The sequence below is a fragment of the Streptomyces sp. NPDC002181 genome (assembly GCF_042890485.1).
In the GTDB taxonomy this organism is placed as follows: Bacteria; Actinomycetota; Actinomycetes; order Streptomycetales; family Streptomycetaceae; genus Streptomyces.
In genome coordinates this window covers 58,200-79,979 of record NZ_JBIASC010000002.1, presented here as the reverse complement: position 1 = coordinate 79,979, position 21,780 = coordinate 58,200, and the positions used below count along the sequence as shown (strand labels likewise).

Genomic DNA, 21,780 nt, shown 5'->3' with positions numbered 1-21,780 from the left:
TTCACCGCCCGGGCCCGCAGCCCGTACCCCGTCACTGGAGGCATCCGCCGATGAGCCCCCCCGACGCGGAGGCCGGTACGGCGCGGACGGCGGCCGTGGAACGCAGCGCCGACCGGGCTCTCGTGGCGGCGGCCCGCCACAGCGCCGGCCGCACCGCCGCCGTACTCGGATGCACGCTGGGGGCCGCCGCGGCGGCGCTCGCCGAACCCGCCGTCCTCGGCCACACCCTCGACCTGCTGCTGCGCCGCGCCGCCCCGGGGCCCGCCTGGACCCTGCTGTGCGCCGCGGTCATCGCGGCCGAGGTGGTGCTGGACGCGGCCGCCGCCCGGCTGAGCGGCGAGGTCGACGGCCGCTCCACCGCCCGCCTGCGCAGGCTCGCCCTCGCCAGGCTGCTGCGGACGGCCCCGCACCACGCGGCCCGCCACGCACCCGGTGAGACCGCCGCGCGGCTGACCGCGCACGCCACCGAGGCCGGCAGGGTCCCGGCCGCCGTCGCACACGCCGCCGCCGCACTGCTGCCGCCGCTCGGCGCGGTCACCGCCCTCTTCCTGATCGACCCGTGGACGGCGCTCGCCTTCCTCGCCGGCGTTCCGTTCCTGGTGCTCCTGCTGCGTACCTTCGCCCGCGACACCCACACCAGCATCGCCCGCTACCAGCAGGTCCAGCTGGAGACCGCCGGCCGGCTGACCGAGGCGCTGGCCGGGGCCCGCACGATCGCCGCCGCCGGCACCGCGGAACGCGAACGCGCCCGGATCCTCGCCCGGTTGCCCGAGCTGGGCAGCGAGGGCCGCAGGATGTGGCAGGTCTACGGCGGCACCACGGCGCGCTCGGCGGCCCTCATGCCGCTGCTCCTGTACGCGGTCCTGGCCGTCGGCGGCATCCGCCTGTCGGCCGGGGCCATCGGGGTCGGCGAACTCCTCGCCGCCGTACGGTACGCGGGCCTCGCGGCCGGCATCGGCGCCGTCACCGGCGGACTCGCGGCCGTGGTCCGGGGGCGGTCCGCGGCCCGGCGGACCGCCGCCCTGCTGGCCCTGCCCGTATTCGGCCACGGCCGGGCGCGGCTGCCGGAAGGCGGTCCGGGCACCCTGGAACTGCGCGGCGTCCGGGTCGTGCGCGGTGGTGCGACGGTCCTGCACGACATCAGCCTGGTGATCCCCGGAGGCGCCACCGTGGCCGTGGTGGGCCGCTCGGGGGCGGGCAAGACCCTGTTCGCCGCCGTGGCCGGGAGGCTCACCGACCCCGACGCGGGCCGGGTGCTGCTGGACGGGGTGCCCCTGCCGGAACTGACCGCCGAGGCGCTGCGCCGCGAGGTCGGGTACGCCTTCGACCGGCCGGTGCTGCTCGGGGACACGCTCGGCGGGGCGATCGCCTTCGGGGCCGGTCCGGATCCCGGTCCGCGAGAGGTGCGCGCCGCCGCCCGCGCCGCGGGAGCCGATCCCTTCGTGCAGCGCCTGCCCCACGGGTACGGCACCCGCCTCGCCGACGCCCCGATGTCGGGCGGTGAGGTCCAACGCCTCGGACTGGCGCGGGCATTCGCCCACGCGGGCCGGCTCCTCGTCCTTGACGACGCGACCTCCAGCCTCGACACCGTCACGGCCCGGGAGGTGGAGCGGGCCCTCGCCCGCGAGATCCGTCCCGGCACCCGGATCGTGGTCGCGCACCGCCTCTCGTCCGCCGTCCGGGCCGATCTCGTCGTATGGCTGGAGGGCGGGCGGGTACGGGCGACCGGACCCCACGCCGAGCTGTGGCGGCACGAGCCCGCCTACCGGGCCGTGTTCGCCGCCGGCGCCGCGAAACAGGACGGTGAACCGGGGACGGAGCGAGGCCCGGAGCGGGACACGAACCAGGACACGGGCCAGGGCACGGAGCGGGACACGGACCAGGGCACGGAGCGGGAGGCGGCGCGATGACCGGGGGAGGGGCGGCCCGGGGCCGGGTGGCCCCCGAGGGCAGGCGGTTCCTGCGCGGACACAGGAGGGCCCTCGGACGGCTGGCCGGGTGGTCCCTCCTGGAGTCCGCGCACACCTTCCTCGGCGGCTACGGCGTGGCCCGGGCCCTCGACGACGGCTTTCTCGCCGGCCGCACCGCCGCGGGTCTCGGCTGGCTGGCCGCGGCCGGAGCCGGGGCGCTGCTCGGCGGGTTCGCGCTGCGCGGCGTGTTCGCCGGGCTCGCGGACCTGGTGGAGCCGCTGCGGGACGGCCTGGTCCGGCGGGCGGTGCGGCAGGCCCTGGACCGGGCGGTCGCCGACCCGGCGGGCGCCGGCGACACGGGCGCCGTGTCCCGGCTGACCCAGCAGACGGAAATGGCCCGGGACTCCTTCGCGGGGCTGGTCCTGACGGCACGTTCGTTCGTGTTCACCGCGGTGGGCGCCGTCCTCGGGATGGCCGCACTCGCCCCCGTGCTGCTGCTGGTCGTGCTGCCGCCCCTGCTGCTGGGCGTGGCCGCCTTCCTGGCCACGCTGCGCCCCCTGGCCGCCGTACAGCGCAGGTCCCTGGACACCGACGAGGAGCTGGCCGACCGGGTGGGCACGCTCGCCGAGGGCCTGCGCGACATCGCCGCCTGCGGGGGACAAGCTCCCGCGGGGGCCCGGATCGAGCCCCTGATCGCCGCCCAGGAGCGGCTGGCGCGCACCCTGGCGGGCTGGGCGGCGCTGCGCACCCTGGCCCTGGGCACGGCGGGCCGGCTGCCGGTGATCGCACTCCTCGCGGCGACACCCTGGCTGCTGGGCCGCGGGATCACCGCCGGTACGCTGGCCGGCGGGCTCACCTACCTGGTGCAGTCCCTGCTGCCCGCCCTCAACTCCCTGATGACCGCGATGGGTTCCGCCGGGACCCGGCTGCTCGTGGTCCTCGAACGCTTCAGCGCCCCGCTGGTGGCGGACCGGGCCGGCCACGGCCCGGTGAAGCCGGACCGGCCCCCGCCGGGACCCTCCCGGACCGGCGCCGCGGCCGAGCTCCGGGGCGTCACCTTCGCCTACGGCCCCGGCGCGGCGCCCGTACTCGACGACCTCGACCTGGTGGTGCGCCCCGGGGAGCACCTCGCGGTGGTCGGACCGAGCGGAATCGGCAAGTCCACGCTCACCGCCCTGCTCGCCGGAATGCTGTCACCCGACGCGGGATCGGTCCTCGTCGCCGGAGCGGCCGCCCGCCGGGAGACGGGGGAGGGCGCCGCCGGGCCCGACCACCGGCGGACCCTGCTGCCGCAGCAGGCCTACGTGTTCACCGGCACGGTACGGGAGAACCTGACCCATCTCGCCGCGGCCCCGGGCGCCCCCGGACCCGGCGACGCCGACGTGCGGCGCGCCGTCCGCGCCCTCGGGCTGGAGGATCTGGTGGCACGGCTGGGCGGCCTGGACGGCGAAGTGTCCCCCCGGCTGCTGTCCCGGGGCGAGAGCCAGCAGCTCGCGCTCGCCGCCGCCTACCTCTCGCCCGCCCCCCTGCTGCTGCTCGACGAGGCCACCTGCCACCTGGACCCGGCCGCCGAGGAGCGTGCCGAAAGGGCCCTCGCGGAGCGCGGCGGCACCCTCGTCGTCGTGGCCCACCGCGTCTCCTCCGCGGTCCGCGCCGACCGGGTCCTCGTCCTCGACGGGACCCGCGCCGTCTGCGGCACCCATGAGGAACTCCCCGCCAGGTCGGCCTTGTACCGCGATCTGGTGGGGAGATGGACCCAGGGGCCGTCCGCGGAGTAGCGCCGTCCGCCCGGATCAGACCCAGCCGGCCCGGCGGGATATCCGGATCGCGTCGATGAGATTGCGCGCCCCGGTCTTGCGGGTCGCCGCGGCCATGTAGTTGCGTACCGTACCGCTCGCCAGGTGGAGCGTACGGGCTATCTCGGCGATCGAATCGCCCTCCGCGGCCCGGGTCAGCACGCTCAGCTCGCGCGGGCTCAGCGGCACGGGGTCGGCCTCCATGAACGCGGAGGCCAGCGAGGCGTCGATGAACCGTTCTCCCGCGGCGACCTTCCGGACCGCCCGTACGAGCCGCCCCGGCGAGCCGTCCTTGTCCACGTAGCCGCGCGCCTCAGCGCGGAACGCGCGGTGCAGCAGCCCGGGCGCGCCGGCGGAGGCGAGCACCAGGACCGGCGACGGGGGCGCGAGGGCCTGGTGGTCCGCGCGCTTGTCGGCGGAGAAGACGGCCGTCGTACCCGGACAGTCGAGGTCGACGACCGTCACGTCTGGTCGTAAGGATTCGGCCTGGCGCGCCGCGGCCCGCCAGCCGGCCGAGGTGACGTCGAACGGCCCTTCGGATCTCAGAAGGGCGGCCAGTGCCGACCTGACCAGGCTGACGCTGTGCAGGACGAGGACCTTCGTCATCGTGTGCGCTCCTCGGTAGACGTACCAACGGCACCACGGGTGCCCCCATTCAGGGCTGATGGAACGTCACTGCGGGGGGCGTGCAGGGGCGTACGGGCAAGTTGGCCGAGATGCCACGGTCTCCGTGTCAGACCTCGCGCCATCGGGCCATCGCCCAGGAGAACGCTCCGAAGAGCATCAGCCCGACGGCGACCGCGACCAGGAGCCAGGGCCCCGCCGAGGTCCCCGCGAACGACCTCAGGGTGTCGTCGACGCCCTTCGCCCGCCCCGGGTCGTAGCGCACCGCGGCGTACACGACGAAGGAGCCGGCCGCCGCGAACACGGCGCCCCGGGCCAGGCCGCCGCCCACCCCGAGGACGTCGACTCCCGTCCGCCCCCAGCCGGGCACCCCGCCCATCGCGAGGTGCTTGCGGAAGGTGCGCCGCGCCGCCTGCACCGCGATGACCACGCCCGCGACGGCGATCCCGAGGCCCGCCGCACCCGTCAGCCACTGGCCGGCGGGCAGCTCCAGGGCCCTGGCCGTCACATCGCGGGACTTCTGGTCCCCGGAGCCCGAGCCGCCGCCCGCCGCGAACGACAGGACGGAGAAGGCGGCCGCGGCGTAGAACACCGTGCGGCCGGCCGAGGCGAGCCGTTTCAGCGGCTTGCCGCCGTCCGGCCCCGCCGCCCCGAACACCGACTCCGACAGTCGCCACAGCATCATGCAGACGAGGCCTCCGCCGACGGCCCAGACCAGGACGCCGCCGAACGGCTTGCCGACCAGCTCCCGGAGGGCGCCCTCGCGGTCGGCCTCCTCGCCCCCGGCGTCACCGAAGGCCACGCGCAGGGCCAGCAGCCCGATCAGCGCGTACAGCACCCCGCGCGCCAGCAGACCGCAGCGGGCCGTGACCTCGCGGAACCCGCCGCCGCGCGCCGCCGCCGCGACCCCCTTGCCCGCACCCCCGCGTCTCATGGCGGTCAGACCTCGCCCCGCCACGCGCCCGTCTCGATTCCGCGCGACTCGATGAACAGCTTGAACCGCTGCAGATCGCCTGCCACCTGGCGTTTGACGAAGCCCAGCTTGTCCGCGGCCGTCTCGGCCAGGCCGTCGGGCACCCAGTTCATGTGCAGGACGACCTTGGTGGTGGTCGCGTCGATCGGCTGGAAAGTGACCAGGCCCGCCTGGCGCGCCTCACCGTCCACCGTCATCCACGCGACGCGCCGGTCGGGGAGCTGCTCGGTGATCTGCGCGTCGAACTCGCGCTGCACGCCGTTGACGTTCGTGACCCAGTGGGTCAGCGTGTCCGTGCGCTGGTGGATGCGGTCGACCCCTTCCATGAAGAGGGGGAAGTCCTCGAACTGCGTCCACTGGTTGTAAGCGGTTCGCACCGGGACGTTGACCTCGACGTACTCCTCGACGTGTGACACATGTACCCCTTCCCTGGCATCGGCGGGCCGGCACCGCGGGGTGCCGGTCGCCGCCTCCGGACCGTTCAGCGCCCGGCTACCCGCCCCCGGTCGGGCCATGCGCCGACCGCCGCGGCCCGCCCGTCCTCCCGTTAGCGCCGCGTGATCGCGGGTACGCGGGGAGCGACCGGCGGCCCCGCCGGTCGACCGATCGGGAAGGAGCGACAGCATGGGACGCGCAGGGGACGTCATCGCCGAACTGACCGTCGACCACCGCGAGGTGGACGGGCTGTTCGACCGGATCGAGCACACCGTCCCGGCGGGCGAACGGCAGAAGGCGGCCGAGCAGCTCACCATCGAACTGGTCCGCCACTCGGTGGCGGAGGAGGAGCACCTCTACCCGGCGATCCGGGAGCACTTCCCGGACGGCGACCTCATCGCGGACAAGGAGCTCGCCGACCACGCGCGCGTCGAGAAGCTGCTGAAGGACCTGGAGGGACTGGACGCGGCGGGCACCGAGTTCGACCGGCTCATCGCCGTACTGAAGGCCGAGGTCACCGCCCACGTCCACGACGAGGAGCAGAACCTGTTCCCCCGGCTGCGCCAGGCGTGCTCACAGGAGGCCCTGGAGACGCTCGGTGACCGGGTGCGCCGGGCCAAGAGGTTCGCGCCGACCCGCCCCCACCCCGGCGCCCTCCCGTCACAGCCGCACCACCGGCTGCTGTCCGCCGGCACGGGCCTGGTCGACCGCGCACGGGACTTCCTCAGCGGCCGCGGACACTAGGCCGCGGCCATCGGACGAACGGGGCCGGCGGTCGGGTTTCGTGTGTCGCCCCTCCTCGTCCGGGCATGCGCGGGGAATCCATGCCGCCTACACCCGTCGAGGAGACATGAACCACGCCCTGCGTTTGCTGATCGTCCTGGGAGGCTCGGTCCTCCTCACCGCCGCGGCCGGGTGGGCCGCCGACCTGGTGCTGCGCCGAGCCGACGCGCGCCACCCGGAAACGCCCCTGTGGAACTCGCTGCGCCGCTGCCGCCGGGCCCTGCAGATCGTGCTGTTCGCCGCCCTGCTCAGGGGGGCCTACCGGCAGACCGCCTGGCGGCCGCTGCGGGAGCACGAGGCGGCCGTCGGCCGGGTCCTGTCGCTCGCGCTGATCGGCGCCGGCGCCTGGCTGACCGTGGTCGTGGCCTCGGCCGCCGTGGAGTCCGGCTACGCGCGCTACGCGGCCGGCACCCGTGACCCCGCCAGGCTCCGCCGGGTCCGTACCCAGGTCACCCTGATCACGCGGGTCCTGACCGCCGTCGTCGCCGTCGTCGCGGCCGCGGCGATGCTCCTGACCTTCCCCAGCTTCCGCGCGCTCGGCACGTCCGTGCTCGCCTCCGCCGGCATCATCGGCATCGTGGCCGGCGTCGCCGCCCAGTCCACCCTCGGAAACCTGTTCGCGGGGTTCCAGATCGCCTTCGGCGACATGGTGCGCATCGGCGACACCGTCGTGGTCGCCGGCGAGTGGGGAGTGGTGGAGGAGATCACCCTCACCTTCCTCGCCGTACGGACCTGGGACGAGCGCCGCCTCACGATGCCGGTCTCGTACTTCACCACCCGCCCGTTCGAGAACTGGTCCCGCGGCGGCGTCCAGATGACCGGCACCGTCTTCCTCCACTGCGACCACAGTGCGCCCGTGGACCTCATACGCGACAAGGTGCACGAGATCCTGCACCACTGCCCGCAGTGGGACGGCCGGGGCTGGGACGTGGCCGTCACGGAGACGACCCCCTCCACCATGGTCGTCCGCGCGATCGTCACGGCCAAGGACGCCGACGACCTGTGGACGGTGCGCTGCGCCGTACGCGAACAACTGGTCGCCTGGCTCTCGGAGAAGCACCCGGGCGCCCTGCCCCGCCTGCTCCTGGCGCCGTCGCCGGAGGGCGGGGCGGGGCGTACCCCTCGACCGTAGGAGACCGTGACGACCGCACGGAAGCCGAGGGAACGGTTCGGGTCGAGGGCGGCCGTGCCGGGCACCGCGTGCGGCAGCCGGAGCGAGGCTCCGCGCACACCCCGTGGACGCCCGGCCGGCCCGGAAGCGGGGCCTGCCGGAGGCGGGGCCTACCGGTGGCGGGCGAGGGTGCGGACGAGGACCAGGAGGGCGAAGGCGATGACGATCAGGTGGACCCAGGCGGGGCCGGGCGCCGGGGTCAGGGCCAGGGAGGTGAGCGCGTTCGATGTCATACCGCGCGCTTGCCCCGGTCTCCCGGAACGACGCCCCCGTACGGGAACACGGGGCCGGCGGCCGACCGGGTCACCGGCCGGTGGGCCTGCCCGAGGTCAGCCGCGACGCGTCGATCTCGATCCAGACGGCCTTGCCGCTCTCGTGGGTGTGGGTGCCCCAGCGATCGGAGAGGCGCTCCACGATGTAGAGGCCGTGACCGCCCGGCAGCCCGCGCTGCGGCGACGGGTGGCGGCGGGGGAGCGTCGTCGAGCCGTCGAAGACCTCGATCCGCAGGACGTCACCGGCGCAGACCACGAGCTCGACGCAGCCGCCCGCGTGCAGGGACGCGTTGGTCAACAGCTCGGACACCAGGAGCAGGGCGTCCTCGGAGGTCTCGGTGCCGTCCCAGCCCCAGTCCCGCAAAGCCTGGCGGGTGAAGTCGCGGCCCTTGGCCACGTGGCCGCGGACGCCGGACAGGGCGAGGCGCCGGCGCTGCACCACGGCGGAAGGCCCGGCGGGCACCGGATCGCCGGTTCCCGGTCCGATGGTTTCCACTGTGCTACCTCACCCCCACCGTTGACGCTGGTCTCTCTGCCCGTCCGGACCCTTGTGGCCCCGATCGACGCCTGCCCGGTCCCCCGGGCAGGCCCGTGCCAGTTTAGGGGAACCGCCGGTCTCAAGAACATGCCATGTGCATCCTCAGAGTGAGGCCGCTCTGCGAGGAGCGGATCTCGACCAGGTCGCACAGCTGGTGGATCATCCACAGGCCGCGGCCTCCGTCGACCGATGCCAGGGAGGGGCGGCGGCGCCCCGCCAGCGGGTCGGTCAAGTGGCCGGCGTCGCGGACCTCGGCGACGACCCCGCCGCCGCCGGTCCGCCACAGCCGCAGCGAGCCGCTTCCGCCACCGTGGGCGAGGGAGTTCGCCGCGGCCTCGCTGACCGCGAGGACCAGATCACCGCGCCGGGCCGCGCCCAGGGCCGTGCCCAGGGCCCAGGCCTCGGTGTGGGCCCGTACCCCGCCCAGCTCCCCGAAGGTGTAGGCGAAGCGGGGCACGGCCCCGCCGGGTTCGGGCAGCGGGCCGTCCCAGTCGGCGCGGAGCGCCGGGGCGTCCGCGTACTCCGGGCTGAGGAGGTCCTTTCCCTCCGCTATGACCGTGGGATGGGTGCGCCTGGCATCGGACACCACCGCGGCGGGCAGGCCCAGGACGTCGTACGGGCACAGGACGGTCGCCCGCCGGCCCGCGAAGGCGGTGTTGATGAGCGCCTCGTGACGCGTGGCCTCCAGCACCTCGGCGGCCGAGCGGCCGGGCCAGATCGGCTCGCCCACGATCCGGGCGGGCCGGCCCTCCTGCCGGCCCGCGAAGTCCTGGAGGGCGGCCAGGATGCGGCCGGGATTGCGGCCGAGCCGCGTCATGTCCGCCCAGGTGACCTCGGCGGGGCCGACGTCGAGGCTCTCGCGCAGGGTGTCCAGCCGCGTGCCCGGCACGGCCACGAGCACCGGTTCGCCGGCCGCGAGGGCGGACCGTACGAACCCGCCCACTCCCGCCAGGTACTCCGCCTGGTCCCGGTAGAAGAGGGCGGGGTGGACGAAGTCCCCGGGAGAGACGGGCGCGGAAAGGTCGTTCATCATGCTGCGACCTCCAGCGCGGCACATTCGTCCGGGAACATCTCCACTACCTTGCGGAGCGAGTACGGCGGATGGTGGAGCACCAGACGGCGCCCCTGTCCCGTGACGGTGGCGTTCGCCCGCACGAGGGCGCCGACGGCGTCGGCGTCGAGGAAGGCCACGCCGGACAGGTCGATATGGACGACCGGGCCGGGGGTCCGGGTGACGACGCCGAGCGCCGCGGACAGGACCGGCCGCGTGTCGAAGTCGCAGCTGCCCTGCAGCAGGGTGCCGGGACGGTCACCCAGCGGCCGGGCGGTGAGCGGCATGGCGCTGCCTAGACCGAGAGCATTCCGGCGCGCAGGCTGGCCAGCGTCCGTGACAGCAGGCGCGAGACCTGCATCTGCGAGATGCCCAGCTCGGCGCCGATCTCGGCCTGCGTCTTCTCCTGGCCGAAGCGCAGCCGCAGGATCAGCCGGTCGCGCTCGTCCAGCTGCTCCAGCAGCGGGGCGAGGGTGTGGAAGTCCTCGAAGAGCTCCATGGCCGGGTCGACCTCGCCCAGACGGTCCGCCAGCGGCCGGGTCGTCCGGCCCGTCGAGCTCGCGGCCTCGTCGCCGTCGGCGCCGGCGGTGTCCAGCGAGCCGCTGGTGTAGCCGTTCGCGGCGACCAGCCCGTCGATGACCTCCTCCTCGGTCAGTTCGAGGTGCTGGGCGACCTCCTTGACCGTGGGGGCCCGCCCCAGGACGTCGGTCAGGGCCTCCTGGGCCTTGGCGAGCTCCGTGCGCAGTTCCTGGAGCCGGCGCGGTACGTGCACGGCCCAGGTCGTGTCGCGGAAGTAGCGCTTGATCTCACCCGTGATGTACGGGAGGGCGAGCGTGGAGAACTCGACCTCGCGCTCGGGGTCGTAGCGGTCGATGGCCTTGATGAGGCCGATGGTGCCCACCTGGATGATGTCCTCGATGTCCAGGCCCCCGCCCAGCACCCGGGCGCGGAAGCGCCGCGCGGCGAACTGCACGAGGGAGAGGTTCATCTCGATCAGGGTGTTGCGGGCGTACTGGTACTCGCGCGTGCCCTCCTCCAGGGAGCGGAGCCTCCCGAAGAACAGCCGCGAGAGCTCGCGTGCGTCGCCCGGCGCCATCTCCCGGGGATTCCTCACCTCGGGCAGCGCCACGTCCCGCTGTGGGGCTCCCGCGATCCCGTCGGCGGGTACAGAGGGCGTGAACTGCACGTCTGATGAACGAATGGGGCTTACGGCGGTGGCCGAGCGAGACATGGTGGCCGTTCCCTCCCGATTGACTGACGGCTGCCCGGGCGCTCATGCCCCGACTTTTCGTTCTTACCCGCCCGGCGCGAAAACTTTCTGATTCCGTACGATCCAGGGGAAGGCATACTCCCTTGCGGAGGCCGCATACGTGACGATCCGGGGAGGCGGACATGACCGGAGCAGGAGACTCGCACCGCGAAGGCGTGGTCGGGGAAGGCTACCCGGCCGGGGCCGGCTGGGTGGTGGCCGCGCGCGGGGAGCTCGACCAGGACACGCTGGCCCCCCTGGAGGAGGCCCTCGCCGCCGCCGCGGACCGGCACCCGCTGGTGGTGCTGGACGCGTCCGCCGTCACCTTCGGCGATTCGTCCTTCCTCAACCTGTTGCTGCGGGTGCACCATCTGACCTCCCTGCGGATCGCCGCACCCGCGGAGCAGCTGAGCCGGCTCTTCGCCCTGACGGGCGCCGATACGGTGCTGTCCGTGTACCCCAGCGTCGAGGACGCGCTCGGCGGGTCATGACGGGATCGGCCCGTCCATGCCCCCGTTCATGCCCCCGTCAGGGTCCGCCGCCGCGCCGGTGTGGGGGTCGGCCCCGCCGTAGGGGCGGAAACAGGCCGTGATCGCCTTGCCGCCGTGGCACGCGTGGATGTCCCACGAGTCCGCCAGGGTGGTGACGATCCCCAGCCCCCGCCCGGAGGTGGCGCCCGCATCGGCTTCGGCGTCGGCCGGCCGCGCGGCGGGCAGCCGCGGGTCGGAGTCGGCGACGCTGACATGGAGGCAGCGGCCGTCCCACGTGAGCACGAGGTGGGCGGTTCCGGCGGCGTGCAGGTGGGTGTTGGTGACGAGTTCGGAGACGCTGAGGAGGACGGAGTGCACCGTGTCCGCGGCCGAGTCGTCCCATGGCAGCGAGGCCAGGTGCCCGGCGGTCCACTGCCGCGCCGCCCGTACTCCCCTCGACACCGGAAACGAGCGTGCCCAGCCCACGGCCTTGACCGACACCGCACTCACCCCTTTCGTCCTTCGTGTCCTTCGTCACCGATTCGTCTACCCGCCAACCGCCCCGGCACCCGCGGTATCCCGGCAGTGTGCGGAAGCGCTGCTTCACAGTGATCCGTCGTGCCATAAGGTCCTTCCGGTCGGCGTTAACCTTCGTCGACCGGTCGTTTGGCGAGGGGTTGACGGATGGCTGAGCGGACGGGCCCGGAGTCACTGAGCGGTTCGCCGGGTCACTCGGACGGGACGGGGATCGGCGAAGCGGAGCTGCGCAGGCTGCTGGCCGGCCTGACCGCCGTACGGGACGGGGATTTCCGTACCCGGCTCCCCGATACCTCGGACGGACTGCTCGGTGAGATCGCCACGGTCTTCAACGGGATGGCGGACCAGCTGTCGCTGGTCACCTCCGAGGTGACGCGCGTGGCCCGAGAGGTGGGGACCGAGGGGACCCTGGGCGGCCAGGCCGACGTACCCGGAGTCGGCGGTGCCTGGCTGGACCTCACGGATTCGGTCAACTTCATGGCCGGAAACCTCACCGACCAGGTGCGCTCGATCGCCCAGGTCGCGACCGCCGTGGCCGAGGGCGACCTCTCGCAGAAGATCACCGTCACCGCGCGCGGGGAGATCCTGGAGCTGAAGGAGACCATCAACACGATGGTCGACCAGCTGTCCGCCTTCGCCGGGGAGGTCACCCGGGTGGCCCGCGAGGTGGGCACCGAGGGCCGTCTCGGCGGCCAGGCGGACGTCAAGGGCGTCTCCGGTACGTGGAAGGACCTCACGGAGTCGGTCAACGTCATGGCCGACAACCTGACCGCACAGGTCCGTTCGATCGCCCAGGTCACCACCGCGGTGGCACAGGGAGACCTGACGCAGAAGATCCGGGTGGACGCGCGCGGGGAGATCCTGGAGCTGAAGGAGACCATCAACACGATGGTCGACCAGCTCTCCGCCTTCGCCGCCGAGGTCACGCGCGTCGCCCGCGAGGTGGGCAGTGAGGGCCGTCTCGGCGGCCAGGCCGAGGTGGAGGGCGTCTCCGGCACCTGGAAGCGCCTGACCCAGAACGTCAACGAACTGGCCGGGAACCTCACCCGCCAGGTGCGGGCCATCGCCGAGGTCGCCAGCGCGGTCGCCGAGGGCGACCTGACCCGCTCGATCACCGTCGACGCCTCCGGCGAGGTCGCCGAACTCAAGGACAACATCAACTCGATGGTCGGCTCGCTGCGCGAGACCACCCGGGCCAACCAGGAACAGGACTGGCTCAAGTCCAACCTGGCCCGGATCTCCGGCCTGATGCAGGGCCACCGCGACCTGTCCGTCGTCGCCGCGCTCGTCATGGACGAGCTGACACCGCTCGTCGCCGCCCAGTACGGCGCCTTCTACCTCGCCGAGGACGGCCCCGCCGGCACCGTGCTCACCCTGGTCGGCTCCTACGGCCGCCCCGCCGGCACCGGCGAGGGCATCCGCTTCGCCCTCGGCGAGTCCCTGGTCGGACAGGCCGCGCGCAGCCACCGCATCATCGCCACGGACCAGGTACCCGGCGACTACGTCATCTCCTCGGGGCTGGGCCGCACCACCCCGGGCAGCCTGATCATCCTGCCTATCGTGGTGGACGACCAGGTCCTCGGCGTGATCGAGCTGGCCTCCTTCACCGCCTTCACCCCCGTACACCGGGACTTCCTCGGCCAGCTGCTGGAGACCATCGGCGTCAACGTCAACACGATCGTCGCCAACGCCCGCACCGACGAGCTCCTCGGCGAGTCCCAGCGGCTGACCGGCGAACTGCAGGCGCGTTCCGCCGAGCTCCAGGTACAGCAGGAGGAACTCCAGCGCTCCAACGCGGAGCTGGAGGAGAAGGCGGCCCTCCTCGCCAGCCAGAACCGCGACATCGAGGCCAAGAACCTGGAGATCGAGCAGGCGCGGCAGGAACTGGAGGACAGGGCACAGCAGTTGTCGCTGGCCTCCAAGTACAAGTCCGAGTTCCTCGCCAACATGAGCCACGAGCTGCGCACCCCGCTCAACAGCCTCCTGATCCTCGCCCAGCTGCTCGCCCAGAACCCCACCCGCAACCTCAGCCCGAAGCAGGTCGAGTACGCGGGCGTCATCCACTCGGCCGGGTCCGACCTGCTCCAGCTGATCAACGACATCCTCGACCTGTCGAAGGTCGAGGCCGGAAAGATGGACATCAACCCCGAGGCGGTGTCCCTGCCGCAACTGCTGGAGTACGTCGACGCCACCTTCCGGCCGATGACCACGCAGAAGAGCCTCGACTTCACCGTCACCACCGCGCCCGACGCGCCGCACGCCCTGCACACCGACGACTCGCGGCTGCGCCAGGTCCTGCGCAACCTGCTGTCCAACGCCGTGAAGTTCACCGAGCGAGGCGGCGTCGAACTCCGGATCGAACCGGCCGCGGCGACCGAGGTCCCCGCCGGAGTGCCCGGCCGCGGGCCCGTGGTGGCCTTCCGGGTGCGGGACACGGGCATCGGCATCCCCGAGCGGCAGCTGGCATCCGTCTTCGGCGCCTTCCAGCAGGCCGACGGCACCACCAGCCGCAAGTACGGAGGCACCGGCCTCGGCCTCTCCATCAGCCGCGAGATCGCCCAGCTGCTCGGCGGCGCCGTCACCGCGGAGAGCACCCCGGGACAGGGCAGCACCTTCACCCTCTACCTGCCGGTCAGCTGGGCGGAGTACGAGAAGGACCCGCTGCCCGAGGTGCCGTCGCCCGCCCCGCACGGAGCGGCCGGAGCCGCCGCTGCGGGTCACGCGCCCGCGCCGGCCGTCCCCGCGCAGCGGCAGTCCCGCCGCCTGCTGGTCATCGAGGAACGCCAGGGCGGCCTGCTGTCCCTCGTCGCCGAGAGCGCCGACCGGGACTTCGCCCCCCGCCACCGGCCGGCCGGGGAGCCCGGGGGCATCCAGGTCGTCGGCGTCACCAGCTCGCGGGAGGCCGCGGCCGCCCTCGCGGCGGACTCCTTCCACTGCGTCGTCCTCGAACTCGACATGCCCGACGGCGAGGCCCTGCGCTTCCTCGACGCCCTCGACGGAGACCCCGCGCTCGCCTCCCTCCCCGTCCTCGCGCACAACAACCCCCGCCTGAACACCGGCCAGGAGACGGCGCTGCGGGAACGGGCCGCGTCGCGCCGCCTGGAGCTGCTGTCCAGCCTGGACGAGCTCCGCGAACGCATCGTGCTGCACCTGAGCGCGGACCAGCCGGGGGACGTACTGCCCTTCGTCCACTCGGGCGCCGAGGGAACCCACACCCCCGCCCACGTGCTCGACGACGGCCTGGCCGGGCGCACCGTCCTCGTCGTCGACGACGACGCGCGCAACCTGTACGCCCTCAGCGGCGTGCTCGAACTGCACGGCATCCGGGTGCTCCACGCGGAGGACGGACGCAAGGGCATCGAAACCCTCACCCGCAACGAGGGCGTCGACCTCATCCTGATGGACGTGATGATGCCGGAACTGGACGGGTACGCGGCCACCGCCGAGATCCGGCGGATGCCGGCCCACACCGGCCTCCCCATCATCGCGGTCACCGCCAAGGCGATGCCCGGCGACCGGGAGAAGAGCCTCGCCGCGGGGGCCAGCGACTACGTCACCAAGCCGGTCGACGCCGACGACCTCATCGCCCGCGTCCGGCACTGGCTCACGAGATGACCGCCGCGCCGCAGACCGGGGACCGTCCCAGCAAGGAGCCGGAAACACCGTGAGCACCCCCGACACACAGTGGCACGGCGATGCGCGGGCACCGGAGGCGCTCACCGCGGACCCTTGCCGCCCGACGATCCCGCACCAGGCCCCGACACCTCTGGGACGCCTCGTCGCCACCGTGGAACGCCTGCGCGGCGAGGTGCGGGCGGCGCAGGCGGCCGCGGACGGCAGGGCCCTGGTCGAACTGGCCAAGGGCATCCTCATCGGGCAGCTGAGCTGCACCCCGGCCGCGGCGGCGCGACAACTGGACGAACTGTCGCGCGAGACCGGGCTCGCCACGCTCGACATCGCCGCGGACATCGTCAACCAGGCCGCCCGCGACCACGTCAGCGAGGTCGCCGCCGAGTTCGTCGAGCGCACCGCCACCCTCGGCCCGGCCGAGCCGTCCACCAGGGTGGCGGTCCGGCTGCGCACCGCCGAGAGCGGGATGCTGGCCGCCGCCGACGACACCCAGGCCATGGCCGAATCCCTCCTGACCAACGCCCTCAAACCCCTGGGCGCGATCGCCGTGGCCATGTGGACGGCGGCGCCCGACGGCTCGCTGGCCCTCGCCGGGTACGCCGGCTTCCCGCCCGGCGAGGCCGCGCGCTGGCGCCACGTCCCCCCGGGCGTCGCCACCGTCGCCCGCCTCGCGCTGCGCGAGCGCCGCCTGGTCACCCTCGACCGCCTGCAACGCGAAGGCCTGCCCTCGATCGCGCACCTGCACTGGCCCGACGGCGGACGGATGGCCGTACCGGCCGGCACGGGCGGCCGGATCCACGGCGTCCTCGAGATCTGCTGGCCCGGGCCCCTCGCGCCGCAGCCCCCGCGGATCGAGCGCCAGATCGAGGCCCTCGCCGAACTCTGCGCCCGCGCCATGGACTCCTCGCCCCCGGGCGATCCCGACCTCCCCGAAACGGTGCTCCCGGACGTCTCGGAGCTGACCGACCTCGCCGAGGGACTGCACGACCCCGCCGTCATCCTCACCCCCGTGCTCGACCCCGGGGGACGGCTGGCCGACTTCCGCATCCGCCACGCCAGCAGCCGTTTCGTCGACCCCGCAGGACGCCGGCGCGCCGACGTGAACGGCGCCCTGCTGCTGGAGGCCTATCCCATGGCCGCGGGCGAGAACGGGCTGTTCGACATCATCGAGCGCGTGCACGCCACCGGTGAACCCTTCAGGGCCGAACGCATGAGCCTGACCGCGCTCGTCGACCAGATCCCCCTGACCTCGGTCGCGGACATCAGCGTCAGCCGGCACGGCGCCGCCGTCCTGCTGATCTGGCGGATCGAGGACGAGACCGCACGACTGGCCGACCTCCTCCAGCACGCCCAGCGCCTGGGCCGGATCGGAGGTTTCGAGGAGAACCTCGTCACCGGAGAGATCACCTGGAACGCCCAGCTGTACGCGCTGCACGGCCTGCCGGCCGGCGCACCGCCCGTACCGCTGCGGGAACTGCCCGGCTACGCCCACCCCGACGACTCCGAGGCCCTGGGCCGCTTCCTGCGGGCCGTACTGCGCTACCGCCGACCCGCCTCCGTGGACCTGCGCCTGCGCAGGCCCGACGGGATCACCCGGCACATCCGCGTCGTCGCCGAGCCCGTCCTCGACGCCGACCAGCACCTGCACGCCGTACGCGGCGCCTACCAGGACATCTCCGCCCAGCACTGGACCGAGGTCGCCCTGGCGGCGACCCGGGACCAGCTCGCCCACACGGCGGCCGAGTCCGCCGAACGCAACCGCCTCGCCCTCCAGCTCCAGCACGCCATCATGCCTCCCACCCCGCCCGCCGTCGAAGCCCCGGGCCTGCGCGTGGCCGTCCGCTACCGGCCCGCGGAGTCCGAGTCGCTCGTCGGCGGCGACTGGTACGACACCGTGGTCCTGCCCTCCGGGCTGATCATGCTCTCCGTGGGAGACGTCGCCGGACACGGCATCGAGGCCGCCACCGGGATGGTCGTCCTGCGCAATGCCCTGCGCGGCCTGGCCGTGACCGGGGCGGGCCCCGCCCAACTGCTGTCGTGGCTCAACACGGTCACCCACCACCTGGCCAAGCACGTGACGGCCACCGCCGTCTGCGGGCTCTTCGACCCCCGTACCCGGGTGATGCGCTGGGCACGCGCCGGGCACCTGCCGCCCGTGCTCGTCCGCGGCGGCGAGCCCGAGGCCTTCCCGCTCATCGAGGGCCTGCTCCTCGGAGCGCTGCCCGACGTCACGTACGTCGAACGGGAGGTCCGGCTGGAACCGGGCGACACCCTGCTGATGTTCACGGACGGGCTGGTGGAGAGGCGGGACTCCTCCGTGGAGGACTCCCTGGCCCACCTCGTGGGCGCGGCGGCGAGCGGGGCCGGTGACCTGGACCACCGGTTGGACCGCCTGCTCGCCGAGAGCCGCTCCGACACCGACGACGACACCTGCGTCATCGGGATCCAGGTCGGCTGAGAGCACGGGCCGTGCCCGGGCGGCCTGCCCGTATCCGGGCCGGCTCCCCTGCCCGTGCCGATGCGACCGGCGATGCGCCCGGCGATGCGCCTGACCATGCGCGCTGCGTCAGATCCCCGCGACCTTGGCGCTCGCCGACAGCTCGTAGACCAGGGTGACCGTACGGCGGCCGCCGGGCGGCAGCCCGACCTCCCAGCGCGCGATGCCGTCGGCGTCGACCGCGTCGGGCCCGGGGGAGCAGGCCTCCTTGAGCAGGCGCACCTCCACCGCCGAGACCTCCGGGACCGGGATCCGCTCCCGTACGACGACCAGGCGTTCGCCCTCTTCCGCCGGCGCGGAGAACCGGGACAGGTGCACGCGGACCGTACGGGTGACCACCGTCCGCTGCGTGATCCCGGCGGTCGTCCGGGACTCCTCCGCCTCCCGGACCACGCTGTGGTCGTCGCAGCTGCCGAAGGCCAGCACGACCGGGGCGCCGGGCGCGGTGAAGTCCAGCGTGCCGCGACCGCCGAACCCGCCCGTACGGACCAGGTCCACGGGCCCGGCGAGCAGTGCGTGGCCGGAGCCGTTGCCGAACCGCACCACCCGGGTGACCAGCGGGGACAACTCCGGCGAGCAGGCGTACTCACTGCGCGCGGGTGCGGTGAAGGCGGACAGCGGCACCCGGTGGGCACGCCCGTCACCGGGTACGGAGACCGGTGCGGGGGCGCCCAGCACCCGCGCCTCACCGCCGTCGTCCACCCCCGGCAGGCCGAGCACCGGGGCCGGGCCGATGTCCCCGATCGCCTCCTCGCGCAACTCGACTTCCACCGTCCGGCGTTCGGCGGCGGTGCGGTCGCCCAGCGTCAGCCGGTCCTCGCCGAGCCGCGGCGGATCGGTGGCCAGCGCCGACCGGGCCGTCGACAGGGTCAGCCGTACGCCGGACCAGTCCTCTCCGGTGCGCTGCCAGACCATCGCGTCGGTCTCCAGCGTGAGGGAGTCGCCGTCGAGGACGGCCCGGTAGGCGGGCCGCCACAGCGCGCACGGGGTGAGATGGGTCAGGCGCAGCCGGCCCGGCCCGGCCGCCGCGGCGTCCACGGTCAGCTCGACATGGCCGAGCAGCTCGGCGGGTGGCGTCTCGGAGCGGGCCACGGCCCGGCGGACCTCGCCGAGTTCGGTGTCGAGCGCCGTCAAGCGGGCCTCGGCCGACCGGAGTTGCCGGCCGAACTCCTCGCGCTCGCCGTCCACCCGGTCCAGTTCGCGGGTCCAGCGGGGCCCGTCGGCCTCTCCGCAGCCGGCCCCTTCGCCGATGTCCCGCAGCAGATCGGCGGCGAGGCGGCCGAGCACGCCGAGGCGGGCGTGCAGCCGCTCGCGCCGCTGCTCCACGGAGTGCCGCTCGCCCTCGAGTTCGTGTACGCGGCGGCGCAGGGCGGAGTCGTCGGGGGACGGGAGCGGTCCGCCGGGGGTCCAGGTGCGGACCAGCCGTACGTCGAGCACGGTCGCCGCGTGCCCGGCGTCCAGCTCGGCATGGAGGGTGCGGTCGACGGCCAGTGCGCTGACCGGCCCGAGACGCAGCCGCTGGACTCCGGCCCTGAGGTCGAGAACGGCGGTGCGCTCGACGTGGGCCCTGTCCTCCAGGCAGGTCACGGCGGTGACGGGGAGGGCTATCGGCGTGGGGGCCGTGGACATGGCTGTGTCAGCTCCTGCGGTTGCCGCCGACCAGGCCCTTGCCGGCCGGGATGCGGATCTCGTAGCCGCCGTCGAGGGCGGTGGTGGCGCCGGCGGGCAGGTCCACCCGCCAGACACGGGTGCCCGGTGCGTGGTGCTCGGGTCCCGTGCCCTCCTCGGGCGCCGTCCAGTCGGCGCGTTCCTCGATCCGGACGTCCGGCTCGGTGGTGACCGGGACCCGCTCGCGGACCTCGACGGTGACGGGCCCGGCGAGCCGGTTGGCCAGCTCCACGTGGACGCGGTGGTCGAGCACGGTGGTGTTGCCCCGCAGGCCGGCGGTCGACTCGCGCAGGTTCGTGCGGCGGGTGACCCCGATGCCCTCGGCCGGCCCGAGTCCCACCCGGCGGACCCCGCCGGGGGCGAGCGTGGGCAGGGCCGCGGTCAGCAGGAACTCGTCGTCGACGGTGACCTCCACCGGCCCGGCCAGCAGGGCCTGGTCGGTGGCGTTGGAGAGCACCAGCGTCGCGTACACGGTCTGCTCCACGGACGGCACGCAGAGGTACTCGGTGCGCAGACCGACGGGTATCTCGCCGACGGTGACGGTGTGCCAGGTGCCGTCCGAGGGAACGTCGGCGCGGGCGGCGGCGTCGAAGCGGTGGTCGAAGGAGCCCGCCGACTCGCGGGGACGCACGGCGTGCCCGGGCAGCGGCAGCGCGGTCACCGCCTCGGCGCGGCGCCGGTGTTCGGCCGCGCCCGGGTCGAAGGAGGCGTCCGGGAACAGCCGGCCCTGGCGGCCGCCCCGTTCGCCGGGGCCGGACAGGACGAGCGCGGCGTAGTCGAGTTCGGCACCGCTCGGGCGCGGCGGACCGGCCGGCGGAGCCGGGGGCGGCGGCGGGGCCCCACCGGGGGCTGCGGGGGCCATCGGGGCGGCTGCCATCGGGGCGGCGGCGGGCGCGGCGAAGGATCCGCCGCCGGCCGGCCGGCCCGCGGCCCGTGACCGGCTCGGCGGGGTGGGGGCGGCGGAGCCGAAGGCCTGGGGCCGCAGGCCGTCCGCGCCGCCCGGAGCCGGGAACGAGGGCGGCGGAGCTCCGTAACCCTGGGGCGCCGGCGGCAGCGCCGGTGCCGGAACCGGCGCGGGCACGGGCACGGGCGCGGAAGGTGCCGAAGAAGCGAGCGCGGAACCGGCTCCGGCGGCCGGACGTGCGGCGGGCACGGAGGCCGGGGCGGCCGGGGAGGCCGGCCGGGGCCCGGCCGCCTCGTAGCCGGCGAACAGGTCGGCGAGCCCCGCCGGAGGCTCGCGCCAGCCGGACGGCGCGGGCGCGGCCTGACGGCGTCCGATCCGCAGTGAGCGCAGCTTCGGCAGGTCGGTGCGGCGCCGCAGGTCCGCGGTGGCCAGGGCGACGCGTACGCCGGTCCAGTCCTCACCGGTGCGCTGGGCGACCGAGGCGCGCAGGAGGAGCCGGCCGGCGCCCTCGCCCTGCCGGTGGGTGAGACGGTAGGCCGGAACCCAGACGGCGCCGGGCACCGCGTACTCCAGTTCCAGCTCCAGTTCCAGCGCCAGTTCCGGCTCCACCTCCGATCCCGGTGCCGCTTCGGCTTCCGCCTCCGTCGTGCCGGCGATGCGGTCGAGGGTCAGTGCCGCGCAGACCGTGGTCTCCACGTGCGCCGACGGCGCGTCGGTGGAAGCGCGGGCGAGACGGTCCGCGGCGACGGCGAGCTCGTGCTCGACGCGGCGCAGCGCCTCCTCCAGTTCGGCGAGACGCGCGTGCAGCCGTACCAGCCGGGCGTCCACGAACTCGGCGAGCTCCAGCCACGCGTCGACGGGGGTCCGGCGGTGCGGGTCCCCGCGCCTGCGCTCCGGCGGCACCGGGTGCAGGGCCCTGACCTCCTCGATCAGGCCCAGTTGCCGGTCGCGGCCGCCCTGCGCCGCCCCGCACTCCTCGCGCAGCCGCACGACCTCGCGGTGCAACGCGTCGGGTACGCCCGAGCCGAGGGGCTCGGCCCCGACCTCCACCCGCGCCTCGGTGACGCGCACGCCCGGGGCGTTCAGAACGCGGACCCGCAGGGAGCCCGGGTCCAGGGAACGGGGCAATCCGCTCACCCGCACCCGGCCGTCCGGCGGCATGCCGCCGCGCACCAGACGGCGGCAGACCGCCCCCTGCGCGTACACCACGACCGAATCGAGGGTCGAACCCCAGGTCCTTGCCGTCTCGTTCGCCATATGCCCCGCCCCCGC

Annotated in this window: 18 protein-coding genes; 7 read left to right on the top strand and 11 right to left on the bottom strand. The window is 74.4% G+C overall.

What is annotated here, in order from left to right:
• The first annotated feature begins 50 nt into the window (after positions 1-50).
• Complete coding sequence (locus tag ACFYXV_RS06580; protein WP_389382177.1) at positions 51-1,910, top strand: ABC transporter ATP-binding protein; 1,860 nt, start codon at positions 51-53, stop codon at positions 1,908-1,910.
• Positions 1,907-3,688, top strand: coding sequence for an ATP-binding cassette domain-containing protein (locus ACFYXV_RS06575; RefSeq protein WP_385470577.1), 1,782 nt, complete (start codon positions 1,907-1,909; stop codon positions 3,686-3,688). The genes ACFYXV_RS06580 and ACFYXV_RS06575 overlap by 4 nt, the downstream gene beginning before the upstream one ends.
• A gap of 15 nt (positions 3,689-3,703) precedes the next feature.
• Here ACFYXV_RS06575 and ACFYXV_RS06570 read toward each other — a convergent pair whose 3' ends face one another.
• From ACFYXV_RS06570 to ACFYXV_RS06560, 3 genes are all read right to left on the bottom strand, one after another.
• Positions 3,704-4,312, bottom strand: coding sequence for a LuxR C-terminal-related transcriptional regulator (locus ACFYXV_RS06570; protein WP_385470575.1), 609 nt, complete (start codon positions 4,310-4,312; stop codon positions 3,704-3,706).
• A gap of 127 nt (positions 4,313-4,439) precedes the next feature.
• Positions 4,440-5,264, bottom strand: coding sequence for a DUF1206 domain-containing protein (locus tag ACFYXV_RS06565; protein WP_385470573.1), 825 nt, complete (start codon positions 5,262-5,264; stop codon positions 4,440-4,442).
• Between the two features lie 5 nt (positions 5,265-5,269).
• Entirely contained in the window at positions 5,270-5,719 is a 450-nt protein-coding gene (locus ACFYXV_RS06560) for an SRPBCC family protein (RefSeq protein WP_389382176.1), read from the bottom strand.
• 208 nt (positions 5,720-5,927) lie between these two features.
• On the opposite strand from ACFYXV_RS06560, the gene ACFYXV_RS06555 reads away from it, so the two are divergent.
• Both ACFYXV_RS06555 and ACFYXV_RS06550 read left to right on the top strand, forming a co-directional pair.
• Complete coding sequence (locus ACFYXV_RS06555) at positions 5,928-6,482, top strand: hemerythrin domain-containing protein (RefSeq protein WP_389382175.1); 555 nt, start codon at positions 5,928-5,930, stop codon at positions 6,480-6,482.
• 106 nt (positions 6,483-6,588) lie between these two features.
• On the top strand, positions 6,589-7,653 hold the full coding sequence (locus ACFYXV_RS06550) for a mechanosensitive ion channel family protein (RefSeq protein ID WP_389382173.1): 1,065 nt from the start codon (positions 6,589-6,591) through the stop codon (positions 7,651-7,653).
• A 149-nt stretch (positions 7,654-7,802) separates the two neighbouring features.
• On the opposite strand, the gene ACFYXV_RS06545 is transcribed toward ACFYXV_RS06550, so the two are convergent.
• The 5 genes from ACFYXV_RS06545 to ACFYXV_RS06525 form a co-directional block, all read right to left on the bottom strand.
• On the bottom strand, positions 7,803-7,925 hold the full coding sequence (locus ACFYXV_RS06545) for a hypothetical protein (protein ID WP_260145957.1): 123 nt from the start codon (positions 7,923-7,925) through the stop codon (positions 7,803-7,805).
• Positions 7,926-7,995: 70 nt separating this feature from the next.
• Positions 7,996-8,460: an ATP-binding protein gene (locus tag ACFYXV_RS06540; protein ID WP_385470564.1), complete on the bottom strand. Its 465-nt coding sequence runs from the start codon at positions 8,458-8,460 to the stop codon at positions 7,996-7,998.
• Positions 8,461-8,581: 121 nt separating this feature from the next.
• The gene (locus ACFYXV_RS06535) at positions 8,582-9,535 is read right to left on the bottom strand and encodes an anti-sigma factor RsbA family regulatory protein (RefSeq protein WP_389382172.1); all 954 of its coding nucleotides are present in this window, start codon (positions 9,533-9,535) and stop codon (positions 8,582-8,584) included.
• Positions 9,532-9,840, bottom strand: a complete 309-nt coding sequence (locus ACFYXV_RS06530; RefSeq protein ID WP_389382171.1) for an STAS domain-containing protein — start codon at positions 9,838-9,840, stop codon at positions 9,532-9,534. Before ACFYXV_RS06530 ends, ACFYXV_RS06535 begins: the two co-directional genes overlap by 4 nt.
• Before the next feature lie 8 nt (positions 9,841-9,848).
• Positions 9,849-10,784 (bottom strand): SigB/SigF/SigG family RNA polymerase sigma factor, encoded by a 936-nt coding sequence (locus ACFYXV_RS06525; protein ID WP_385470558.1) that lies wholly within the window; start codon positions 10,782-10,784, stop codon positions 9,849-9,851.
• 161 nt (positions 10,785-10,945) lie between these two features.
• Here ACFYXV_RS06525 and ACFYXV_RS06520 point away from each other — a divergent pair, with 161 nt between their 5' ends.
• Positions 10,946-11,293, top strand: a complete 348-nt coding sequence (locus tag ACFYXV_RS06520) for an STAS domain-containing protein (protein WP_385470556.1) — start codon at positions 10,946-10,948, stop codon at positions 11,291-11,293.
• Here ACFYXV_RS06520 and ACFYXV_RS06515 read toward each other — a convergent pair.
• Positions 11,288-11,773: an ATP-binding protein gene (locus tag ACFYXV_RS06515; RefSeq protein WP_389382459.1), complete on the bottom strand. Its 486-nt coding sequence runs from the start codon at positions 11,771-11,773 to the stop codon at positions 11,288-11,290. The two genes, ACFYXV_RS06520 and ACFYXV_RS06515, sit on opposite strands and share 6 nt — an antisense overlap.
• A gap of 183 nt (positions 11,774-11,956) precedes the next feature.
• On the opposite strand from ACFYXV_RS06515, the gene ACFYXV_RS06510 reads away from it, so the two are divergent.
• The gene (locus ACFYXV_RS06510; RefSeq protein ID WP_389382170.1) at positions 11,957-15,424 is read left to right on the top strand and encodes a HAMP domain-containing protein; all 3,468 of its coding nucleotides are present in this window, start codon (positions 11,957-11,959) and stop codon (positions 15,422-15,424) included.
• A 49-nt stretch (positions 15,425-15,473) separates the two neighbouring features.
• Entirely contained in the window at positions 15,474-17,897 is a 2,424-nt protein-coding gene (locus ACFYXV_RS06505; protein WP_385470552.1) for a SpoIIE family protein phosphatase, read from the top strand.
• Positions 17,898-18,005: 108 nt separating this feature from the next.
• Here ACFYXV_RS06505 and ACFYXV_RS06500 read toward each other — a convergent pair whose 3' ends face one another.
• Both ACFYXV_RS06500 and ACFYXV_RS06495 read right to left on the bottom strand, forming a co-directional pair.
• Positions 18,006-19,565, bottom strand: coding sequence for a mucoidy inhibitor MuiA family protein (locus ACFYXV_RS06500; RefSeq protein WP_389382169.1), 1,560 nt, complete (start codon positions 19,563-19,565; stop codon positions 18,006-18,008).
• 7 nt (positions 19,566-19,572) lie between these two features.
• Complete coding sequence (locus ACFYXV_RS06495; RefSeq protein ID WP_389382168.1) at positions 19,573-21,765, bottom strand: DUF4139 domain-containing protein; 2,193 nt, start codon at positions 21,763-21,765, stop codon at positions 19,573-19,575.
• Positions 21,766-21,780 lie beyond the last annotated feature (15 nt).

Excerpts from the sequence above, each read along its gene's own strand:
- ACFYXV_RS06545 (WP_260145957.1), bottom strand. The coding sequence starts at position 7,925 with ATGACATCGAACGCGCTCACCTCCCTGGCCCTGACCCCGGCGCCCGGC.
- ACFYXV_RS06570 (WP_385470575.1), bottom strand. The coding sequence starts at position 4,312 with ATGACGAAGGTCCTCGTCCTGCACAGCGTCAGCCTGGTCAGGTCGGCA.
- ACFYXV_RS06575 (WP_385470577.1), top strand. The coding sequence starts at position 1,907 with ATGACCGGGGGAGGGGCGGCCCGGGGCCGGGTGGCCCCCGAGGGCAGG.
- ACFYXV_RS06525 (WP_385470558.1), bottom strand. The coding sequence starts at position 10,784 with ATGTCTCGCTCGGCCACCGCCGTAAGCCCCATTCGTTCATCAGACGTG.
- ACFYXV_RS06530 (WP_389382171.1), bottom strand. The coding sequence starts at position 9,840 with ATGCCGCTCACCGCCCGGCCGCTGGGTGACCGTCCCGGCACCCTGCTG.
- ACFYXV_RS06500 (WP_389382169.1), bottom strand. The coding sequence starts at position 19,565 with ATGTCCACGGCCCCCACGCCGATAGCCCTCCCCGTCACCGCCGTGACC.
- ACFYXV_RS06555 (WP_389382175.1), top strand. The coding sequence starts at position 5,928 with ATGGGACGCGCAGGGGACGTCATCGCCGAACTGACCGTCGACCACCGC.
- ACFYXV_RS06565 (WP_385470573.1), bottom strand. The coding sequence starts at position 5,264 with ATGAGACGCGGGGGTGCGGGCAAGGGGGTCGCGGCGGCGGCGCGCGGC.
- ACFYXV_RS06580 (WP_389382177.1), top strand. The coding sequence starts at position 51 with ATGAGCCCCCCCGACGCGGAGGCCGGTACGGCGCGGACGGCGGCCGTG.
- ACFYXV_RS06495 (WP_389382168.1), bottom strand. The coding sequence starts at position 21,765 with ATGGCGAACGAGACGGCAAGGACCTGGGGTTCGACCCTCGATTCGGTC.
- ACFYXV_RS06520 (WP_385470556.1), top strand. The coding sequence starts at position 10,946 with ATGACCGGAGCAGGAGACTCGCACCGCGAAGGCGTGGTCGGGGAAGGC.
- ACFYXV_RS06535 (WP_389382172.1), bottom strand. The coding sequence starts at position 9,535 with ATGATGAACGACCTTTCCGCGCCCGTCTCTCCCGGGGACTTCGTCCAC.
- ACFYXV_RS06550 (WP_389382173.1), top strand. The coding sequence starts at position 6,589 with ATGAACCACGCCCTGCGTTTGCTGATCGTCCTGGGAGGCTCGGTCCTC.
- ACFYXV_RS06510 (WP_389382170.1), top strand. The coding sequence starts at position 11,957 with ATGGCTGAGCGGACGGGCCCGGAGTCACTGAGCGGTTCGCCGGGTCAC.